Below are 17,280 nucleotides of genomic sequence, written 5' to 3'. Positions count from 1 at the left end.
CGAGCATCCTCATCTGTCATGGTCATCAGTGTCGTCCTTCAATCAGGAGACGAACCACTTACACAAACCATCTGACACGCCCTCTCGCGCGGCGCGTGTCGCTCGACGTCACGCGGCTACACGAAAGTCAGGGCGACCGCGGTGGCGATCGCGGTGAGCACCGCCGCGTAGAGGACCGAACCGCCGGTGCGCCACGCGGCCGTTCCCTCCTCGACGACCGGAAGTTCGCGCCAGCGGAACACCGCGACGGCGAGCCCGACGGCGAAGACCGCCACCCCCAGCACCCAGATCCACTGCGTCCACTCGTCCCAGCCCGCGAGTGCTCGCACGACCACGATCGCGACCAGTGCTTCGAGGGCGACGACCGCCAGCCGGACCCGCGACGGAGCGTTCTTCCCGCCGAATGCGGCACCCAGCAACGCCGCCAGCTCGATGGCCAGCAGTCCGATGAGGAACCACGTGATGATCACGAACCGCTGACCTCCTTGAGGAGTGCGAAGCCGGCCTCGTCCAGATCGACGGACGTCGCACCGGCGAGATAGACCGCGACGCCACGCTCACGGTCCAGGCCGAACCACGACCGGAATCCGCCGGTGCCGCCGTTGTGCCACGTGACGGTCTGCCCGTCGACCTCCTCGGTCAGCCACGCGGCGCCGATCCGCACCCCTTCGGCGAAATCGGTCTGCGGGTCCAACGCCGCAACGCCCGGTGCCGTCTGGTCGAGCAGGGCCTGTGCGAGCGCCGCCATGTCCTCGGCGCTCGCCCGGATGGCTCCCGCTGGGGCGAAGCCCTCGTTGGCCCACGCCTGCTGAGCGCGGCCGGCGCGGTCGCGGCCCTGCACGGCGTCGTCGCCGAGCTGCTCGGGTGACGTGGGAACCGCGAGCGAGGTCAGACCCAGCGGCTCGGCGATGCGTTCGGCGACCAGTTCCGGGTAGCTGGAATCGGCGGCCGCGGCGAGCGCGTGACCGAGGACGGCGTAACCGAGGTTGGAGTACAACGGCTCCTTCTCCCCGAGGTCGATCGATCGCAGCTGATCGACCAGCTCGTCCCGTGACTCGGAATAGGGATTGCGGGCGAGGAGGGTGTCGAGCGCGGCGCGGACGAAGAAGCCGACACCGCCGCCGAGCCGCGGCAGGCCCGAACGCTGCTGGCTGAGCTCCTCGAGGGTGACGTCCCCGACCGCTCCCTCGAGATCGAGGAGATCGCCCAGCCGCGTGTCCGGCCGGACCTCCCCGCGCTCGGCCATGTCGGCGTAGAGCAATCCGGTCACCCCCTTGGTGATCGAACCGATCTCGAAGGTGCCGTCCAGCGGCGCTCCGACCGTGGCGGTGCGCTGGCCCTCGGGAGTCACCGCGGCGACCGACAGCGCGTGGACGCCGTACGACGGCACCTGGTCGAGCGCCTGACGGCCCAGCTCCTCGTCACCGGCGACCGGCGAACCGGCGGTGACGGCGCCGGCTCCGGGCCTCAGCCAGAAACCGACGGCGAGCCCGACCACGGCCATCACCGAGGCCGCGATGCTGATCTGTCGCTTCATCAACTGCTCACTCCCACGGCGACGAGTAGGGGGACGACGCGCTCGGCCGGCACGGTGACGTGGCCGCGCGCCGCCTGGCGCAACCAGCCGGCGGCGGTGAGCGCCTTGAGGTGGTGGTAGATCTGCCCGGTCGAGGCGAGCGCGAGTTGCTCGGCGAGATCGGTCACCTTGGTGGTGCCGCGCAGGACGGCGAGCACCAGTGACAGTCGCACCGGGTGCCCGAGCGCCGCTAGCCGGTCGGCGAACGCGTCGACCCGGTCCGGATCGATGAGTTCTGCGACCGGTCGCCCCATCTGCCACTCGGCCGGACCCATCCCCGTCTCGACGATCCCGGCCCACACCACGACGCCGTCATTGCCCTCGGCCGCCGGTCGCAGACCGTCGAGAACCCAGAAGTCGCCCGCGGACGGGCCGGGCGCCGCAGGCGCTTCCTCCAGCGCCGCCACCCGTTCCTCGAGCCGGGCGATCCGCTCCTCCATCAACATATTCCAAAACTACGAAATTTCGGAAAACTTGTCGAGACCTGTGCCTCGAGTCCCGCGGGAGGTCAGTCGAAGTCGAGGCGCTCGTCGAGCTCGGCGCGCGTGGCGCCGCTGGCGAGCATGAGGTCCGCCGAGAGGGAACGGATCTGCGCGGCGATCGACGCGGTGTTGACGGTGACGATCTCCGGCAGTGACGACATGGCGATCCGAGACGCCTCGACGAGCTCCTCGCGCGCCTCGTCGAACTCGTCACTTTGCGCAAGGTCGTCGGCGAAGATGCCGACCGCGACGACGAGCCGATCGATCGCCTCGTCGAGGCCGGCCGGCGCGCTCTCGTCGTGACGCAACATCGCCGCGACGCGCCGCGCCAACACACGCGCGTCGCGCACGGCGTTGTCGAGGTCGGTCACCGAGTCGACGTAGCGCGCGACGTCGTCGCGCTGGCGCCACCGCATGGGCGACATGCGCGCGACCTCCGCGACGTTGGTGGCGGTATCGGAGACCGAGTCGACCAGACTCTGCGCCGCCCGCGCCTCCTCCAACGCGAGGTCGGCGAGGGCCGCGTCATCGGTGCGCAACGCTTGCGCGACGCGACTGAGAACACCTCCCAGGCGACGCAGCAATCGCTGCACGTCGCCGTCGATGTCGCGGACCGGGTTGCGCGGAATCAGCACGACCATCGCGAGCCCGAAGAGGCCGCCGACGAGGGCGTCGAGGAACCGGGTGAGGGCCGGGTCGCTCGCGCCGGGCAGCGGAACGACCGCGGCCAGCAGCAGCCCGGAGTTGATGGCCTGAGTCATCGCCATGCCCTTGATTCCGAGGAGGGTGGCGATCGCTGCCGTGAGCGCCGCCACGAGCGCGATCTGCCAGGCGCCACGGCCGATGCCGAGGATGAGCAACTCGCCGATGAAGACGCCGACCGCGACACCGAGCACCAGCTCGAAAGTCACCCGGACCCGCATGCCGACGCCCGCCGTCAGCGCGAGTACCGCGGCGATCGGCGCGAAGAAGGCCTGCTGGTGGCCCAGGATGTAGGTGGCGACGGCGAAGGCGCCACCGGTCGCGATGCTGATCCGGAGGATCAGGCGCCAGCGATGACGCAAGGTCATCGCCCGGTCGGCGAACGTCGTCTGGGGCCGGGGAACCCTCAGCCGACGAAACGGGAGCTCGCTCACAGATACAGCCCGGTCTGCCCTTCCTCGATGCGCTCCGACGCGACGGCATGAAGATCGCGTTCGCGCAGCAGAATGAAGCTCTCGCCGCGCACCTCGACCTCAGCCCGGTCCTCGGGATCGAACAACACGCGATCGCCGAGCTGCACGCTGCGGACCTGCGAGCCTGCGGCCTCGACCCGCGCCCACGCGAGGCGGCGGCCCATCGCGGCCGTCGCGGGGATGACGATGCCGCCCGAGGACCGCCGGTCGCCGGCGTCCTTGTCGACCGAGACGAGGAGCCGGTCGTGCAGCATGCGGATGGGAAGCTTGGCGTCGTCGGACATGGTCAGTCCAACAGGCGGCGGACGACGATGATTCCGCCCACCACGGCGGCGGTGATGGCGACGACCGGAACCACGTTCTCGACACGAACGGAGCCGTCCGGAGCCACGAAGTGCGCCTTCACCTGGGCGAGCTGTCGTTTGACGATGTTCTTCGGATTGGATCGGTCGATGAGTTCGTCGATCGTGCCCGCGAGCCGCACGCGAATGTCCTCGATCTCGTCGACGAGCTGGTCCGGGCTGGCTTGTGACACGTCATGCCTCTCGTTCGGTCCTTCTGTCATGAGCCAGGATAGTGCGTATGAGCACCCGACTGCAGCCCGGCGACACGGCACCCGACTTCACTCTTCCCAGCGACACCGGTGACGAGGTCACGCTCTCGGATCTGCGCGGCCAGCGCGTCATCGTGTACTTCTACCCCGCCGCGATGACGCCCGGCTGCACGAAGCAGGCGTGCGACTTCAGCGACTCCATCGATCGGCTCCGAGGCGAAGGCTTCGAGGTGCTCGGCATCTCTCCGGACAAGCCGGAGAAGCTCGCGAAGTTCCGCGAGCGCGACGGTCTCACCATCACACTGCTCTCCGATCCGGAGAAGCAGGTCCTCTCGGCCTATGGCGCGTTCGGTGAGAAGAAGCTCTACGGCAAGGTCGTCGAAGGGGTCATCCGCTCGACGTTCGTCATCGACGCCGACGGCAACGTCGAGCTCGCCCAGTACAACGTCAAGGCCACCGGTCACGTCGCCAAGCTCCGCAAGGACCTCGGCCTCGGCGCCTGACCCGACCCGCGGCGGTGGGATCGGGGCGCGCAGCCGGGCACGCCCCCGTCCTCACCCGCGAGTGGTGCAATTTCGTCACCGGTTCAGGGCTCCGATCGCGAACGTGCACCACTCGCGCAGAAATGTGCACCACTCGGCGTACACCGAATTCGGCGCGGGTCGCGCGGTGCCGGCACTCCGCGCTTTCACTCGCGTCAGCGACGCAGGGGTCCCCCGCAGGTAGGTGTCGCCTATTCTTTGGGCTGGGGCCGGTGTGGTGGAACTGGTAGACACGCAGGATTTAGGTTCCTGTGTCCTAGGACGTGCAGGTTCGAGTCCTGTCACCGGCACCCTGGCGAGGTGGCGATTCCCTCGTGCTACGGAATCCCAAGCGCCGCGGCAGCCAGCGCCCTCACATCTACCCGAAGCTCGCGGGAAGATCGCTGCTGTTCTCTGTGCCGCCGTCGGGACTACCTCCTCCCGCCCTCACTCGAGCTCAGCGAGGAACCGACCGACCTCCGCGTTGAAGAAGTCCGGGTTCTCCAGGTTCGGGTAGTGGCCGCTGCCCGGCACCTCCACGTACCGCCCGTCGGGCACCGCATCCGCCAGCCGCCGACCCATGTCGCGATGGTCGCCTCCGTCGAGCGCGCCGCAAATGGCCAGCACCGGCGCCTGGATCTGCCCGAGCCGCTCCCAGGTCTGCGTCACCGGAGTCGGTGGCACGGGCGGCACGGGCCTCCCGTCGGGGCCGACCTGCACGTGGGCGGCGAGCGTGTCGCGCGCCATCGTCTCGATGAGGTCCAGCACGTCGCCATCGACGTCCGCGCGGTCTCGCTGCGGGCCGGGCACGAAGCGCATGAAGGCCTCCACCCAGCCGTCGGCGTCACCGCGTTCCCCGGCCGCCTGCCACGCGGTGAACACCTCCAGCGCCCACGGCTCGCGGAACTGCGGCTCACTCGTCCCAGTGCCGCTCACCACGAGCGCCGCCACCCGCTCGGGATGCTCGAGTGCCGTGTCGACCGCGGTGCCCCCACCCATCGACACGCCGCCGAGGACAGCGCGCTCGATTCCCAGACGGTCGAGCAAGGCGACGACGTCGTCGCAGAAGCGGTACGGGCCGTCGGCGTCCGAGCTGCCGCCGTGTCCCCGCGCGTCGGGCACGATGAGGCGCCGCTCCTCGAACGCACCGAGCTGTGGGCCCCACATGCGACGGTCCACCGCCCCGCCGTGGAGCAGCACGAGGGGCAGGGCATCGTCATCGGCCGCGGGGATGTCGAGGAACGCCACGCGATGGTCGGACAGGTCCAGGGTGCGAAGAGAAGTCGTCCACATGACAACCAAGGTGTCATATCTCGAGGCGTTTGACAACTGAGGTGTCATACTGTTCGTGTGAGCACTCCCCTCGGCCCCGACACCCTGGCCGACCGACTCGCCGAGGTCTACGTGGCTCTCGGCCCCGTCTACCGCAAAGTCGCGCGGATCGTCGAGCGCGATCAAAGCGTCATGGGCATGTCGGTCGGCGTGCGGTCGGTTCTCGACCAACTCCGGCGCGGAGGGGACCTGACCGTTCCCCAGATGGCGCGCGACCAGGACCTCAGCCGCCAGTTCGTTCAGCGCATGGTCAACGACGCTCTCGCCGCGGGGCTCGTGGAGCTCATCGACAACCCCGCGCACCGCCGGTCGTCGCTCGTGCGCCTCACCCCGGCGGGTGCCGAGGCGATCGAGGCGGTGGCGGCGCGCGAACACCGGCTGATGAGTCGCGTCGGCGGCGACCTCACCGGTGACGAACTCGACGCCACCCTGCGCGTTCTGCGCCACATGCTGGCCGCCCTCGAGGAGGTCGAAGCCGCCGGCAGCTGAGCACACGCGCCCTTGCCACGCAGGAGGTCGTCGACCTCATCGCCGTGGTGTACCGGCAGTAAGCTGCCCGGGTGTTCCGGATCCTGTTCTTCGAGCCGCGCATCGCGGGCAACACCGGCAACGCGATCCGGCTGGCGGCCGCGACCGGCTCCGAGCTTCACCTGGTCGACCCGCTCTTCGACTTCGAGGACAGCAAGCTGCGCCGCGCCGGCCTGGACTATCACGACCTGGCCGTGGTCACGGTGCACCAGACCCTCGCCGACGCCTGGGCACGCTTGCTCCCCGCCCGCGTCTTCGCGTTCACCACGCAGGCCACCCGCCGCTACACCGACGTGGCCTACGAGTCCGGCGACGTGCTGCTGTTCGGGCCCGAGCCCACCGGCCTGCCGCCCGAGGTGCTCGACGACGAGGCGGTCACGGACCGTCTGCGCCTCCCCATGCAGCCCGCACGACGCTCGATGAACCTCGCCAACTGCGCCTCGATCGCGGTGTACGAGGCGTGGCGGCAGCACGACTTCGCCGGCGGCGTCTGAGCGCCGGGGACGACGTCCACCGGCTGCGCCTCGCCCGATAGGTTGGAGACCATGACGACCCCCGACCATCCCGGAGCATTCGGTTACGGCCTGGCCACCGTCACCCCCGACGGCACCGTCCTCGACGTCTGGTACCCCGAGCCGCAGCTCGGCGCCGCCCCCGAGAGCCTCAGCGAGCCGGACGAGCTCACCGCCGCGGCCGGCGACGACCCCATTCGTCAGGTGACCCGTGCCGTCGTGTTCACCGCGATCGACGACCTCCAGGCGCCCCCGACGGACGCCTACGACGTCTACCTGCGACTGCACCTGCTGTCGCATCGCCTCGTGCCGCCGCACGGGCAGAACCTCGACGGCGTCTTCGGCCTCCTCGCCAACGTGGTGTGGACGAACCTCGGACCCTGTGCGGTCGAGGGCTTCGAGAGCACCCGCGCCCGTGCTCGCGCCGCCGGGCACCACGTGTCCGTCACGAGCGTCGACAAGTTCCCCCGGATGACCGACTACGTCGTGCCGTCCGGCGTACGGATCGGCGATGCCGACCGGGTCCGTCTCGGCGCCCACCTCGCCGCGGGCACCACCGTCATGCACGAGGGCTTCGTGAACTTCAACGCCGGCACCCTCGGCACCGCCATGGTGGAAGGCCGGATCTCGGCCGGCGTCACCGTCGGCAACGGGTCCGACGTCGGCGGCGGCGCGTCCATCATGGGCACGCTGTCCGGTGGCGGCAAGGAAGTCATCTCCGTCGGCGAAGGCTGCCTCATCGGTGCCAACGCGGGCATCGGCATCTCGCTCGGCGACGATTGCGTCGTGGCCGCAGGCACGTACGTGACGGCCGGCAGCCGGGTCACCCTTCCCGACGGCAAGGTCGTCAAGGCGGCCGAGCTGTCCGGGGCGAGCGGCATCCTGTTCCTCACCAACAGCCAGACGGGCGCTTTGGAAGCCCGGCCGCGCGAGGGGCGCAGCAGCGTGGAACTCAACGCCGCACTGCACGCCAACTGACCCATGCGCTTCCGGTGGGTTCTCGCGGGCGGACTACTGGTGGCCGGCGCCGTGGTCGCGGTCGTGGTGACCGACTCCGACCCGCGGCGAACCCAGTACTGCGTCGCCGAGGTCGGCGACCTGCGCGCCAGGACCGACCTGGAGCAGGCGAAGTGGACCACCCTGATGTCGGCGATCGCCGATCGTCGTGGCCTGCCCCCGCGCGCCACGACGATCGCGATCGCCACGGCCTATCAGGAATCGCGGATTCACAACATCGACTACGGCGACCGCGACTCGCTCGGGCTGTTCCAGCAGCGTCCGTCACAGGGGTGGGGCGCCCCTGAGCAGGTCATGGACCCGACGTACGCGATCAATCGGTTCTACGACGGTCTCGTGGAGGTGCCGAACTACACGAACCTCCCGATCACCGAGGCGGCCCAGGCCGTGCAGCGGTCCGCCTACCCGGAGGCCTACGCCGACCACGAGCCGTTCGCGCGAGCCCTCGCGTCCGCTCAGCGCGGGCACTCCCCCGCCAGCTTCGCGTGCCACATCAATCCTGTCGCCGGTGGTTCGGTGCCGCAGATCGTGTCGGCGCTCGAGAACGCCTACGGCCCGCTGCCGAACGAGCCGGCGAACGACGGCAATAGCGTGAGGCTGCCGGTCAGCGACGCCGCGGAGCCCGCAGTACGCGGGTGGGCGCTCGCTCACTTCCTCGTGGGCAACGCCGCTGAACTCCGGATCGAGCGCATTGCCTTCGACGGCAGGTCGTGGGCCGCGGACGATTACGAGGGCGGGTGGCGCGAGGATGCTGACGCCCCCGCCGACGCCGTCGTCGCCCGGGTCGGCTGACCGGGCGACGAGGGCGTCGCTCAGCCGATGTCGCGGCGCAGGGTGACGAAGCGGGCGCCGAGCGCGAACACCGCGATGTAGGCCAGCATCACGAGACCCCCGGCCCAACGGCTGAGCAGGTCGGTCTCGCCCATCGAGCCGAAGAAGCTGGTACCGAGGACGGCGTCTGCGGCGGCACCGGGGAGGTAGGCCGAGACGCCCTGCAGCGCGTCGACGGCCCCCAGCGCGACGCGCGCGATCGGCTCGACGAACTGGGTGAACCCGATGATCACGATGATCGCCGCGACCTGATTGGTCAGGAGACCGCCGATCGCGACGCCGAGCACGGTCCACAGCGCCATCACGACGACCGACCAGCCGATGAGCGCCCACACGTCACCGCTGCCCAGGTAGGAGCCGTCACCCATCAACGCGAGCACCGGGGACGCGCCGACGACGGTTCCGGCCGTCGCGAGCACCCCGATGATGACGCCGAAGATCGCGGCGACGACAAGCTTGGCCAGCACCAGGATCGTGCGACGCGGCTCGACGAGCAGGGTCGGCGTGATCGTCTGGTGCCGGAACTCGTTCGTGAACAGCAGGCTGCCGATGATGAGTGGGAACACGTAACCGAGCGGGCTCGTCAACGAGTACGTCATCGTCGCGGCGGTCTCGCCCGACATCTGCGGGACGCCGGCCGACGCCGCTTCCCCAGCCGACATGGTGCTGCCGAAGGCGAACGAGAACGCCATCACCGCACCGAGGAACACCAGGTAGGCGAACATCGCCAAGCCGAGGATCCACCACATGCGGGTGGACAGGAACTTGCGGAACTCACCACGAATCGCCGCGCTCACTGGGCCACCTCCTGCGTCGGTTCTCCGGTGAGTCTCAAGAACACGTCCTCCAAACCGACGCCCACGTCCGAGAGGCGGTGCAGTTCGATGTTGGCCGCGAAGGCGGCGGCGCCGACCTGCGGGGCCTCGACGTCGTGCAGTACGACGACACCGTCGTGCCGCGGCTCAGCACGCCACTGCTGGGTACCGGCGAGCTCGAGCACGCGCTGCGGTGTCGGGCTCAGCACCTCGACGCTCGGCGCAGCAAGGGTGCGCAGGTCGCTGAGTGAGGATTCGTGGACGAGCCGGCCCTTGGCGATGATGACGACGTCGTCGACCGTGCTCTGGACCTCGCTCAGCACGTGGCTGGAAACCAGCACCGTCTTGCCCTCGTCGGCGAACGCTCGCAGGAGCTGACGGAGCCATACGATGCCTTGCGGATCGAGCCCGTTGGCCGGCTCGTCGAGGATCACGACGGCCGGATCGCCGAGCATGGCGTAGGCCAGGGCCAGGCGCTGACGCATGCCCATGGAGTAGCCGCCCACCCGGCGCTTCTTGGCCTGGTCGAGGCCGACCAGTTCGAGCAGCTCGTGGCAGCGCGACTCCCGAACCCCGACCTGCGGGGCGAACATGCGCAGGTGATCGAGCCCCGAACGGCCCGGGTGGAAGGCGGACGCCTCGAGCGACGCGCCGACGGTCTGCGCCGGCTGACGCAGCTCCAGGTACGGCGAGTCGCCGATGAGCGCGCGGCCGGAGGTGGGGCGGACGAGACCGAGCAACATCCGCAGCGTGGTGGTCTTGCCGGCCCCGTTGGGGCCGAGGAAACCGGTCACGGCTCCCGGGCGGACGGTGAACGACAGATCGTCGACCGCCTTGACTGGTCCGAAATGCTTGCTGAGTCGATCGATCGTCACCGCAGCGGGCGCCGTCATCGTCGTCCTTCCCTCGTGGACAGGCTGGCGGTTCGACCCTATCGTCCGCTTTGCTCGCCGATCACGAGGGCTCCTCGCCCGGTCCTCGCCGCGCTCAGAGCGTTTCGGACCCGTGGCGCGCGTCGTACGTGTCGCCGGTGACCCGCGTCTTGAGGAAGCTGAGCGCGGAGGCCACCTTGCCACCCGGCGTGTCCCAGTACTCGCCGTCCTGCAGGTCGACGCGCAGCAGCACCGCGTTCGGATCGTCGGGACCGCCGGGCAGCCACGCCTCGGCGAACGTCGTCCACAGTTCGCGCAGCTTGTCCGGGTCGTTCACCACGGTGGCGGTGCCCGATGCAGCCACCCACGCATCGCGGGAACTGAACGTCAATTGCACGCGTGGATTGAGGTTGATGTCCCCCACGTGGCGGGTTTCGCGCGCGGTGATGAACCACATCTGCGCGCTCGGCTGTACCTGCTGACGCGCCATGGGGACGGCTCGCAGCTCCCCCGCCGGCCCGATGGTCGTCATCATGGCGATCGGCATGTCGTCCATGAGTTCGAGCAGATGGTCGCGATCCTCGGTCATGCCAGCCTCCTCGGCTTCGTCTCCCTTTCGCCCACCGTAGGCACAGGTGCGGCGCGACCGCAGCGCACACGAGAGAGCGCGCTACGCGTGAAGCAGGGGTGGGAGCGCCGTCAGACGAGGCGCGAGGCAGCGGCCTCGATACGCTCGTCGGTCGCGGTGAAGCCGACCCGCACGTGGCGGGCGCCCGCCGGACCGTAGAACTCCCCCGGAGCGACGAGGATGCCGCGCTCGGCGAGCCACGCGACCGTCTCGCGGCAGTGCTCGTCGCGCGTCGCCCACAGGTAGAGCGAGCCCTGCGAATGCGTGATCTCGAAACCGGCCTTCTCCAGGGCGGTGCGCAGCACGGCTCGCCGCCGGGCATAACGCTCGCGCTGGGCGTCGACGTGCGTGTCGTCGCCGAGCGCCGCTTCCATCGCCGCCGCCACCGGCGCGGGCAGCATGAATCCGAGGTGCTTGCGCAGCGCCAGCAGCTCACCGATCACCGACTGGTCTCCCACGACGAACGCGTCACGGTATCCGGCCAGATTCGAGCGCTTGGACAACGAGTGGACCGCCAAGATCCCCTCGAGCGAACCGCCGTTGATGTCCGGGTGGAGCACCGACGTGGCTTCGCCCTCCCAGACGAACTCCAGATAGCACTCGTCGCTCACCAGCAGTGTGCCGCGCTCGCGACACCACTGCACCGTCTTGCGCAGATGGTCGGCGCCGAGTACTTGGCCGTGCGGGTTGGCGGGCGAGTTCAGATAGAGCAGCCGCGGAGCCGCCGGTCCGAACGCGACCGTGCTGTCCGCCGCCACGGGTTCGCAGCGGGCGTAGCGGGCGCCGACCTCGTAGGTGGGATAGGCGAGCGTCGGGAACGCGACGACGTCCCCCGGACCCAGACCGAGCTGGGCCGGAAGGTTGCCGATGAACTCCTTGGAGCCGACCGTCGGGAGCACCTGGTCGGGGCTCACCCCGGTGATGCCGAAGCGCCGATCGAGCCAGTCCACAACGGACTGACGCAGCGAGACCGGGCCGAACACCGTGGGGTACCCCGGCGCGTTCGCTGCACGCGCGAGCGCATCCTGGGCGACCTGTGGAGAGTCGTCGACGGGAGTGCCGACGGAGAGGTCGACGATGCCGTCACGGTGCGCTGCCGCACGCGCCTTGGCCTCCGCGAGGGTGTCCCAGGGGAAGACGGGAAGGCGGGCCGAGACCGGGCCGGTCACGCCGCGCTCACTCCTGGTTCTGCGGCGGGAGTGCCTCGATCAGCGGGTGATCGGCGTCGATGACGCCCATCTTCGCGGCGCCGCCGGGCGAGCCCAGCTTGTCGAAGAAGTGGACGTTCGCGTCGTAGTAGTCCTTCCACTCCTCGGGAGTGTCGTCTTCGTAGAAGATCGCCTCCACCGGGCAGACCGGCTCGCATGCACCGCAGTCGACGCACTCGTCGGGGTGGATGTAGAGCATGCGGTTGCCCTCGTAGATGCAGTCGACCGGACACTCGTCCACGCAGGCACGGTCCTTGATGTCGACACACGGCTGGGCAATCACGTAAGTCACGGGAAGCACTCCTTCGAAACGGTCGTTATCCAGTATCGCGGGACTCGCGTACCGGTCGCACCTGAGGTCCACCTTATGAACGCACCCTGAGACGCTGGACGGGTGAACCCCCTCGGCACCGACGACGTCGGCCAGCGCGTGACCGTCCGCGCCCTCACCGGGCGGCTCGGCCCGACCGGCGGACCACAGTTCACCGATACCGTCGGGCGGCTCGTGCGCGTCGACGAGGAGCACCTCGCCATCGAGCGCCGCGACGGGTCCATCACCCACGTGGAGCGCGCCGCCATCGTCGCGGCGAAGCGGATACCGGGTCGGCCGCGGCGCAGCCGCCCGGCACACGGGGTCGGCGCCGACGACCTGCTGAGGATCACGTCACGCGGTTGGCCGGCCGTACACTCCGAACCGCTCGGCGAGTGGGAGTTGCGCGCAGCCGGCGGCTTCACGGGTCGAGCCAACTCCGCGGCCGTCCACGGCGATCCGGGCCTGCCATTCGCCGAGGCGCTGAAGGCGATCGTCGCCTTCGCCGAACGACACGCGATCGCGCCCGCCGCACAAGTGGTGGTGGGCTCACCCTGGCACGGCCGGTTCCTCGACGCGGGTTGGGAACCGCTCCGAACCAGCCGGCCCGGCGCCATCGTCCAGGTCGCCGACATCGGAGCGCACGAGCCCGATCCCGCGGTCACGATCACGTCACGCGCCAGCGAGGAGTGGCTTGCGCGGTACGGGCGGGTCGAGGATCCAGCGATCGCCCGCGCCGTGCTCGAAGGTCCGGAGCGCGTGGGATTCGCGACCCTGGAGGGCTCGGCGATCGGTCGTGTCGTGGTGACGGGCGAGTGGGCCGGCCTGGCCGCGGTCGAGGTCGATCCGGCCGAGCGGCGCCGCGGGCTCGCCCGGCGCCTGGTGACCTCGTGCCTCGCCTGGGCCGTCGGGCAGGGTGCCGACAAGGCCTATCTGCAGGTCATGCGAGACAACCTCCCCGCCCGGCAGTTGTACGCACCCTTCGGCTTCGCCACCCACCATGAATATCTCTACCTCCAGCCCCCGCGCATCGCCCTGCCCTCGGCGGTCGAGTAACGGCGGCTGGTCTCGATACGTCGGTCGCTGAGCGACCTCCTACCTACGGCCGAATTAGGTGATCGAGTAGCGGCGGCTGGTCTCGATACGTCGGTCGCTGAGCGACCTCCTACTCGACCACCTATGGCCGAATTAGGTGGTCGCGTAGCGGCGAGCTCTGCGAGCCGCGTATCGAGACCCGCTCACCTCACGTGGTCTCGATACGGCTCCGCAAGCTCCGCCTACTCGACCACCTGTGGTCGGGTTCGGTGGTTCAGTCTTCGGGCGGGGGGTCGGGGGTGGGCTGGGGACCGCAGATGACGTGGTCGGCCGCCTGGTAGCGAGCGGTGTTCGTCTCGGACTTCACCTTCTGCCCGTTCTGATAGAAGGTCCGGTAGATGTCGATGTCGAAGCCCTGGATCGGCGACTGCGGCACGCATCGGTTCGTGTCGTCGTACCGCACGCCCGGCTGACGGAAGTTGCGGCGCGGAGACTCACCGGCCTCGATGTCGTACTCCTTGGTGCCCCACATCTCGACCGTCATCGCGCCCTGCGTCCCCGGGGTGCTGCGGTTGACGTAGGCGCGGATGAGCACCCCGTTCTTGAGCGAGTTCTTGAACCGCAAGTCGAGGTGCCCGTAGTACACCGTCGCCTCCCGGCCCACCGGGTAGCGGTTGATGTAGAACGCATGCGGGTGATGCTCGACGTCTTCGAGTCCGGCGAAGAACGCGGCGTTGTATGTCGTCGTGACGACCTGGGAGACTCCCCCGCCCATCTCCTCGCGGAACACCCCGCCGTTGATGACCGTGCCCATCGCGAAGCCGTTGGCGACCGTCCGCTCGCCGACCGTCTCGTTGAAGCTGAACGTCTCACCCGGCTCGAGGATCGTGCCGTTGATGAGTTCGGCCGCGCGCGCCTGATTGATGTTGCGGTAATCGGCGTGCGGATAGTTGGTGGTGAAGGTCGAGATCTTCTCGCGGATGTTGAGCGCCTCGGCGTCCTCGGTCGTGAACTCGGGCTCGACCGGAGTGGCTTCGACCGTGATCGAGCGTTCGGCCCCCGACTTCGTGATGACCGGGAGCAACTGCTCGGACATCGTCTTCGGGTCGAGTCCGAGACCGGGTTTGCTCGGCACGACGACGGGCTGGTTGTTCTGGATCTCGATGCTCGCGTCGACCGCCTTCTCCCCGATGCCGGTCGTGGAGTCGGTCAGCGGCTGCTCCAGCGTCTGCGGATCGATCTTCGCTTGCATGCTGCCGTCCACGACCTCGACGGTGAGCGCGGGCGTGTAGGCGGTGGTGGGCAGTTCGACCGACTGCTCGCCCACGTTGAGGATCACCGGACCACTCACCGCCGGCTCGGCGATCGTGCGCATCGCCTCAGCGAGCCCTGCCGAATCGACCTGCGGCTCGACGGTGCTGGTCGGGACGTCGACGGGGTCCTCGGTCATGAGGTAGGCGTCCGTGATGGCCTCGCCGAGCTCGTCTCGCTCGACGAGCTCGCCGGCCACGGGCTCCCGCGGCTCGGGCCGCCCCTCGGGGAAGGAGATGAACGCTTCCACGACGGGAACGTCCACGGTCTCGGCGATCGTGCCGACCGCACCCTCGAGCTTCTCGTCGTCCACGTCGAGAACGGGGGCGTAGTCGCGGTCGCCGAAGACGAGCGCCCACATGTCCCGCGGGTCCCAGGTGCGTTCCCCACCGGCCGCGTCGATGCTCTCTTCGACGTCGAGCTCGAGGCCGATGTCGGCCGGCGCCAGCTCGAACGTCTGCTCGCCGTGCTGGACGACGATCGGCGCGTCCACCCGCTCCGCGACGCTCTGCTCGAGAGTGCTCACCGCGGCGGCGGGCTCCATGCCCCCGACATCGACCTGCGCGACGGTCGTATTGGCCGGTAGCCGTTCACCGGTGAGGAGATAGCCCGCGACGTACGCGGCACCGAGCACCGCCACGACGCCCCCGAGCGTCCACCAGGGCCACCGCCGGCGCTTGGTGCCTTTCGCCTTGGCGGTGGTCGAGGTCTTCTTCGTCACTGAGATCCTCCGTAGACCGTCTTCTCCGACTCCGGGGATCGCACGATCGTCCCGTAGTGGGAACGGTAATACAGCAGAGGATCGTCCGGTCCCTCCCGTACCCCTGCGTCGACGACGCGTCCGACGAGAATGGTGTGGTCGCCCCCCTCATGGGCGGCGACGGTCTCACATTCGAGCCAGGCGAGCGAAGCATCGAGCAGCGCGACGCCCGTGCTGCCGCGGTGGTGTTTGATCTCGGCGAACTGCTGCTCGAGCGGCCGCCCACGATGGGCGAACCAGGCCGAGTCGTCACGACCCTCTTCGGCCAAGATCGACACGCCCCACACCCCTGCGTCCAGCACCGCGTCGTGGAAGCGACTCGTCTTGTGCGAGCACACCAGCACCAGGGGCGGGTCGAGCGAAACGGAGGTGAACGCGCTCGCGGTCATGGCGTGGTCGATGCCCTCGTGGACGGTGGATACCACCGTCACGCCGCTGGCGAATCGGGACAACGCGCCGCGAAAGGCGACCTGATCGACGGGCTCGGACACCCTCTCAGCCTAGGAGGTGGAGCCTGATCTCCGGTGAGGGGACCGCCAGGTGATCACCACGAAGATGAGGAGGGGTGCCAGCGTGAACGTCCAGCCCGCCGCGTCCGACGACACGAGCACGTCGCGGCCCAGTTGCACGAGCAGCACGACGAAGGCCCAGGCTCCCCCGGCCCATACCGGACCGAGGTCGGCCAGGTACGCCGCGGACGCGGCGATCAGCCAGGCCAGCATCAGCACGACGAGAAGTCCCCACGGCAGCCCGAGCCCGGCGAGCTCGAGGCGCTGCCGGTGCACGAGCACCCCCAGAAGGGCGGCGTAGCCGCCGATCGCGACGCAGGCGAGACGCCCGATCACACGCCCGCGAACAGGTCGTCCTCGAAACCGCCCGGACCGACGGGACCGCGCTCACCCGCGGCCAGCCGGTAGTACTCGGTCCCCCAGACCTCGTTGCCGATGTTGTTGGAGAGCGCGAAGAAGGGTCCGTCGACCGCGATCTGCGAGGCGTGTGCTCGCATGGCGTCGAGCTTGGCGCCGACCCACGCGTTGGCGTCGATGCGTGCATCCAGGTACTCGTCCTCGACGGCGAACGGGGGCATCTGGTCGGGGTCCCAATCGTCGAAGCTGGTGTCGCCGCTGGCCTTGAGCCGGCGCAGCCCCTCGCGCAGGTGGCTCGCGGACATCGCGGTCCAGTAGATCTTGGCGATGTGCCAGACGTCGCCGAGCTCGGGACGGTAGGACCGCACGGCGGCGAGCTGCGCGGCGTACATGGCGACGCGATGCGCCTGAATATGGTCGGGATGGCCGTAGTTGCCGAACTGGTCGTACGTGACCAGGACCTGGGGCCTGACCTCGCGGATGACCTCGACGAGCAGGTCCGCGGCCGCGGTGAGGTCCGCCGCCCAGAAGGAGTCCGGCCGGATCCGTTCGCCGGCCGCGGCGTTGCCGTCCTCGCCCCACACCATGCCGGAGTCGCGAAAGCGGCCCGCTCCGCCGAGGAAGCGGTGGTCGGTGACCCCCAGCGCCTTCATCGCCTCGACCAGCTCGCCGAGGCGGTACTCACCGAGCCGATCCTCCTGATCGGCGGCGTAGTGAGCGATCTCGGGAACGAGGATCTCGCCCTCCTCCCCGAGCGTGCAGGTGACGAGGGTGACGTGGGCACCTTCGGCGACGTACTTGGCCATCGTGGCCCCGTTGTTGATCGACTCGTCATCGGGGTGGGCGTGGACGAGCAGCATGCGACGATCCGGCAGCGACATACCGTCAGGCTAGTCGCCGACGCCGACGAACCGGTCCCGGTCGCCGCGTCGCTGTGCGCGAAGATGG

22 protein-coding genes and 1 tRNA gene are annotated in these 17,280 nt (G+C 69.4%); 7 read left to right on the top strand and 16 right to left on the bottom strand.

Annotation, left to right across the window (positions count from 1 at the left end; translation table 11 throughout):
* Window positions 1–116: 116 nt before the first annotated feature.
* The 6 genes from D9V41_RS10230 to D9V41_RS10205 form a co-directional block, all read right to left on the bottom strand.
* Window positions 117–470 (bottom strand): hypothetical protein, encoded by a 354-nt coding sequence (locus tag D9V41_RS10230; RefSeq protein WP_121794458.1) that lies wholly within the window; start codon window positions 468–470, stop codon window positions 117–119.
* Complete coding sequence (locus D9V41_RS10225; protein WP_208006818.1) at window positions 467–1,537, bottom strand: serine hydrolase domain-containing protein; 1,071 nt, start codon at window positions 1,535–1,537, stop codon at window positions 467–469. The genes D9V41_RS10230 and D9V41_RS10225 overlap by 4 nt, the downstream gene beginning before the upstream one ends.
* Window positions 1,537–2,022, bottom strand: coding sequence for an ArsR/SmtB family transcription factor (locus tag D9V41_RS10220; RefSeq protein ID WP_121794457.1), 486 nt, complete (start codon window positions 2,020–2,022; stop codon window positions 1,537–1,539). Before D9V41_RS10220 ends, D9V41_RS10225 begins: the two co-directional genes overlap by 1 nt.
* A gap of 62 nt (window positions 2,023–2,084) precedes the next feature.
* Window positions 2,085–3,194 carry an FUSC family protein gene (locus D9V41_RS10215; RefSeq protein ID WP_121794456.1) on the bottom strand — a complete coding sequence of 370 codons (1,110 nt, stop codon included), beginning with the start codon at window positions 3,192–3,194 and terminating at the stop codon, window positions 2,085–2,087.
* Window positions 3,191–3,517, bottom strand: a complete 327-nt coding sequence (locus tag D9V41_RS10210; protein ID WP_121794455.1) for a GroES family chaperonin — start codon at window positions 3,515–3,517, stop codon at window positions 3,191–3,193. The genes D9V41_RS10215 and D9V41_RS10210 overlap by 4 nt, the downstream gene beginning before the upstream one ends.
* A gap of 2 nt (window positions 3,518–3,519) precedes the next feature.
* Window positions 3,520–3,768, bottom strand: coding sequence for a DUF3618 domain-containing protein (locus D9V41_RS10205; RefSeq protein ID WP_243697226.1), 249 nt, complete (start codon window positions 3,766–3,768; stop codon window positions 3,520–3,522).
* Between the two features lie 47 nt (window positions 3,769–3,815).
* Between D9V41_RS10205 and bcp the strand changes: the two genes are divergently transcribed.
* Together bcp and D9V41_RS10195 are read left to right on the top strand one after the other, a co-directional pair.
* Complete coding sequence (gene bcp / locus D9V41_RS10200; RefSeq protein WP_121794453.1) at window positions 3,816–4,289, top strand: thioredoxin-dependent thiol peroxidase; 474 nt, start codon at window positions 3,816–3,818, stop codon at window positions 4,287–4,289.
* A gap of 247 nt (window positions 4,290–4,536) precedes the next feature.
* Window positions 4,537–4,618: transfer RNA gene (locus tag D9V41_RS10195), tRNA-Leu, on the top strand.
* Window positions 4,619–4,754: 136 nt separating this feature from the next.
* Here the strand turns inward: D9V41_RS10195 and D9V41_RS10190 are convergent.
* Window positions 4,755–5,600 carry an alpha/beta fold hydrolase gene (locus D9V41_RS10190; protein ID WP_121794452.1) on the bottom strand — a complete coding sequence of 282 codons (846 nt, stop codon included), beginning with the start codon at window positions 5,598–5,600 and terminating at the stop codon, window positions 4,755–4,757.
* A gap of 57 nt (window positions 5,601–5,657) precedes the next feature.
* On the opposite strand from D9V41_RS10190, the gene D9V41_RS10185 reads away from it, so the two are divergent.
* The 4 genes from D9V41_RS10185 (at window position 5,658) to D9V41_RS10170 (ending at window position 8,488) form a co-directional block, all read left to right on the top strand.
* On the top strand, window positions 5,658–6,128 hold the full coding sequence (locus tag D9V41_RS10185; protein ID WP_121794451.1) for a MarR family winged helix-turn-helix transcriptional regulator: 471 nt from the start codon (window positions 5,658–5,660) through the stop codon (window positions 6,126–6,128).
* Between the two features lie 71 nt (window positions 6,129–6,199).
* The gene (locus D9V41_RS10180) at window positions 6,200–6,661 is read left to right on the top strand and encodes a tRNA (cytidine(34)-2'-O)-methyltransferase (protein WP_121794450.1); all 462 of its coding nucleotides are present in this window, start codon (window positions 6,200–6,202) and stop codon (window positions 6,659–6,661) included.
* A 51-nt stretch (window positions 6,662–6,712) separates the two neighbouring features.
* Window positions 6,713–7,657 (top strand): 2,3,4,5-tetrahydropyridine-2,6-dicarboxylate N-succinyltransferase, encoded by a 945-nt coding sequence (dapD, locus tag D9V41_RS10175; protein WP_121794449.1) that lies wholly within the window; start codon window positions 6,713–6,715, stop codon window positions 7,655–7,657.
* 3 nt (window positions 7,658–7,660) lie between these two features.
* The gene (locus D9V41_RS10170; RefSeq protein WP_121794448.1) at window positions 7,661–8,488 is read left to right on the top strand and encodes a hypothetical protein; all 828 of its coding nucleotides are present in this window, start codon (window positions 7,661–7,663) and stop codon (window positions 8,486–8,488) included.
* A gap of 20 nt (window positions 8,489–8,508) precedes the next feature.
* Here the strand turns inward: D9V41_RS10170 and D9V41_RS10165 are convergent, their stop codons facing one another.
* From D9V41_RS10165 to fdxA, 5 genes are all read right to left on the bottom strand, one after another.
* Complete coding sequence (locus D9V41_RS10165; RefSeq protein ID WP_121794447.1) at window positions 8,509–9,324, bottom strand: ABC transporter permease; 816 nt, start codon at window positions 9,322–9,324, stop codon at window positions 8,509–8,511.
* Window positions 9,321–10,235, bottom strand: coding sequence for an ABC transporter ATP-binding protein (locus D9V41_RS10160; protein WP_121794446.1), 915 nt, complete (start codon window positions 10,233–10,235; stop codon window positions 9,321–9,323). Before D9V41_RS10160 ends, D9V41_RS10165 begins: the two co-directional genes overlap by 4 nt.
* A 94-nt stretch (window positions 10,236–10,329) precedes the next feature.
* Complete coding sequence (locus D9V41_RS10155) at window positions 10,330–10,803, bottom strand: pyridoxamine 5'-phosphate oxidase family protein (protein ID WP_121794445.1); 474 nt, start codon at window positions 10,801–10,803, stop codon at window positions 10,330–10,332.
* Window positions 10,804–10,913: 110 nt separating this feature from the next.
* The gene (gene dapC, locus D9V41_RS10150; protein WP_121794444.1) at window positions 10,914–12,011 is read right to left on the bottom strand and encodes a succinyldiaminopimelate transaminase; all 1,098 of its coding nucleotides are present in this window, start codon (window positions 12,009–12,011) and stop codon (window positions 10,914–10,916) included.
* Between the two features lie 7 nt (window positions 12,012–12,018).
* Window positions 12,019–12,342, bottom strand: coding sequence for a ferredoxin (fdxA, locus tag D9V41_RS10145; protein ID WP_121794474.1), 324 nt, complete (start codon window positions 12,340–12,342; stop codon window positions 12,019–12,021).
* 102 nt (window positions 12,343–12,444) lie between these two features.
* Here fdxA and D9V41_RS10140 point away from each other — a divergent pair, with 102 nt between their 5' ends.
* Window positions 12,445–13,416, top strand: a complete 972-nt coding sequence (locus D9V41_RS10140) for a GNAT family N-acetyltransferase (RefSeq protein ID WP_121794443.1) — start codon at window positions 12,445–12,447, stop codon at window positions 13,414–13,416.
* A 253-nt stretch (window positions 13,417–13,669) separates the two neighbouring features.
* On the opposite strand, the gene D9V41_RS10135 is transcribed toward D9V41_RS10140, so the two are convergent.
* Genes D9V41_RS10135 through mshB form a run of 4 tightly spaced genes read right to left on the bottom strand, consistent with a single transcriptional unit; the run spans window position 13,670 to window position 17,213 of the window.
* Entirely contained in the window at window positions 13,670–15,427 is a 1,758-nt protein-coding gene (locus tag D9V41_RS10135) for a VanW family protein (RefSeq protein WP_121794442.1), read from the bottom strand.
* Window positions 15,424–15,957, bottom strand: coding sequence for a flavin reductase family protein (locus D9V41_RS10130; protein WP_121794441.1), 534 nt, complete (start codon window positions 15,955–15,957; stop codon window positions 15,424–15,426). Before D9V41_RS10130 ends, D9V41_RS10135 begins: the two co-directional genes overlap by 4 nt.
* A 9-nt stretch (window positions 15,958–15,966) precedes the next feature.
* Window positions 15,967–16,311 carry a hypothetical protein gene (locus D9V41_RS10125; RefSeq protein WP_121794440.1) on the bottom strand — a complete coding sequence of 115 codons (345 nt, stop codon included), beginning with the start codon at window positions 16,309–16,311 and terminating at the stop codon, window positions 15,967–15,969.
* Window positions 16,308–17,213, bottom strand: coding sequence for an N-acetyl-1-D-myo-inositol-2-amino-2-deoxy-alpha-D-glucopyranoside deacetylase (gene mshB / locus D9V41_RS10120; protein WP_121794439.1), 906 nt, complete (start codon window positions 17,211–17,213; stop codon window positions 16,308–16,310). Before mshB ends, D9V41_RS10125 begins: the two co-directional genes overlap by 4 nt.
* Window positions 17,214–17,280 lie beyond the last annotated feature (67 nt).

It is taken from the genome of Aeromicrobium phragmitis (assembly GCF_003674095.1).
In the GTDB taxonomy this organism is placed as follows: domain Bacteria; phylum Actinomycetota; class Actinomycetes; order Propionibacteriales; family Nocardioidaceae; genus Aeromicrobium; species Aeromicrobium phragmitis.
This window is presented reverse-complemented; position numbering and strand designations above follow the sequence as displayed.

Excerpts from the sequence above, each read along its gene's own strand:
- D9V41_RS10225 (WP_208006818.1), bottom strand. The coding sequence starts at position 1,537 with ATGAAGCGACAGATCAGCATCGCGGCCTCGGTGATGGCCGTGGTCGGG.
- D9V41_RS10220 (WP_121794457.1), bottom strand. The coding sequence starts at position 2,022 with ATGTTGATGGAGGAGCGGATCGCCCGGCTCGAGGAACGGGTGGCGGCG.
- D9V41_RS10210 (WP_121794455.1), bottom strand. The coding sequence starts at position 3,517 with ATGTCCGACGACGCCAAGCTTCCCATCCGCATGCTGCACGACCGGCTC.
- bcp (WP_121794453.1), top strand. The coding sequence starts at position 3,816 with ATGAGCACCCGACTGCAGCCCGGCGACACGGCACCCGACTTCACTCTT.
- D9V41_RS10190 (WP_121794452.1), bottom strand. The coding sequence starts at position 5,600 with ATGTGGACGACTTCTCTTCGCACCCTGGACCTGTCCGACCATCGCGTG.
- dapD (WP_121794449.1), top strand. The coding sequence starts at position 6,713 with ATGACGACCCCCGACCATCCCGGAGCATTCGGTTACGGCCTGGCCACC.
- D9V41_RS10170 (WP_121794448.1), top strand. The coding sequence starts at position 7,661 with ATGCGCTTCCGGTGGGTTCTCGCGGGCGGACTACTGGTGGCCGGCGCC.
- D9V41_RS10160 (WP_121794446.1), bottom strand. The coding sequence starts at position 10,235 with ATGACGGCGCCCGCTGCGGTGACGATCGATCGACTCAGCAAGCATTTC.
- D9V41_RS10155 (WP_121794445.1), bottom strand. The coding sequence starts at position 10,803 with ATGACCGAGGATCGCGACCATCTGCTCGAACTCATGGACGACATGCCG.
- mshB (WP_121794439.1), bottom strand. The coding sequence starts at position 17,213 with ATGTCGCTGCCGGATCGTCGCATGCTGCTCGTCCACGCCCACCCCGAT.